Consider the following 1,022-nt stretch of genomic DNA (forward strand, 5'->3'; position numbering starts at 1 on the left):
GATGAATATACATCCATCAATAAGTTAATGTCAAAAATTCCCGGAAGTGGGACAAATGTGCAGTATTACTAACACTGCACAATGGCAGTATCCTCATCTGCGTGTCGCGGGTGGCAGGACGCGCTCCGCCACATCCCACCAACCCCCGCCCCGCTATCTGAATCTCCTTGCCAATGTCCTTCGTAAAATAAAATCAGTTCGCCACCATACGGATGGCTCTGTTCTTACCGATCTAAGGCAAAAGGGAGCCTGTAATCAGGGAAGGGAGGTTGAATATTTTTATTGTGGAGTCGTCACTCGTAGACACTCGTTCGGGAACTAAAGATTATATAAGTAATCTTTAGTTAGATTTTTCAGAATGCACGCTTACGCGTTTCTAAAGAAACAGGCAAAAAAATGCCCTCCGGAGAGAGCATTTAAATCTATTTCATCTCAATTTCATCGAGTGAATAAAAATAATCAGAAACTAAAATTTGATGACTACCGGATATATGAATCAAAACAGCTTCAACTTTTCCATAAATCATTTTCTTAGCAGGGAAAACATCCTTGTAAATTTCTGGAACCAATTCATCAATTTCAAAAGAAACATCCTTGCCTAATAACTCTAAAGCTTTAGTATTTGCAACAGTCATGATGATCTCCTATTTAGATCGTTATGATTAGCCAGGTGTCTGAGGTAGTGACTCATTCGCCTGGCGACTTTGTGCATTATTGCACGTGGAATGCTGACTTAATTCTATGAAGAACCTTATCAACTTTAGTTAGAGGAATACCTCTATCTTTAAAACGAAAACCAATTTTAATCCCTTCGATTGAATCATCATTGGTATACATAATCGGGTAATCATATTCAGCTTTAAAAGCTGCTCTAAAATCTTCCAAATATTTATCTTTATCTTTAATGCCTAATAAAACATTTTTACCTATAGAAATAACTATCATTTTTTAACTCGCTATACCTAATCTGATGTGTTCTTTTTCCAAAATATCTATGAGCAATTGCTCTGTTTCTCCAGTAC

Annotated in this window: 2 protein-coding genes; both read right to left on the reverse strand. The window is 37.2% G+C overall.

Features of this window, described 5'->3' with window-relative positions; all coding sequences use genetic code 11:
• Positions 1 to 422 precede the first annotated feature (422 nt).
• A complete protein-coding gene (locus GE115_RS18250; RefSeq protein ID WP_119027299.1) occupies positions 423 to 635 on the reverse strand; it encodes a hypothetical protein in 213 nt (70 codons plus the stop codon).
• Between the two features lie 76 nt (positions 636 to 711).
• Positions 712 to 945 (reverse strand): hypothetical protein, encoded by a 234-nt coding sequence (locus GE115_RS18255; protein ID WP_153686181.1) that lies wholly within the window; start codon positions 943 to 945, stop codon positions 712 to 714.
• Between the last annotated feature and the right edge of the window lie 77 nt (positions 946 to 1,022).

Origin of the sequence: Agromyces agglutinans (assembly GCF_009647605.1) — a bacterium.
In the GTDB taxonomy this organism is placed as follows: domain Bacteria; phylum Actinomycetota; class Actinomycetes; order Actinomycetales; family Microbacteriaceae; genus Agromyces; species Agromyces agglutinans.

Bases quoted from the DNA above. Each gene is read 5' to 3' on its own strand.
- GE115_RS18250 (WP_119027299.1), bottom strand. From the start codon at position 635: ATGACTGTTGCAAATACTAAAGCTTTAGAGTTATTAGGCAAGGATGTT.
- GE115_RS18255 (WP_153686181.1), bottom strand. From the start codon at position 945: ATGATAGTTATTTCTATAGGTAAAAATGTTTTATTAGGCATTAAAGAT.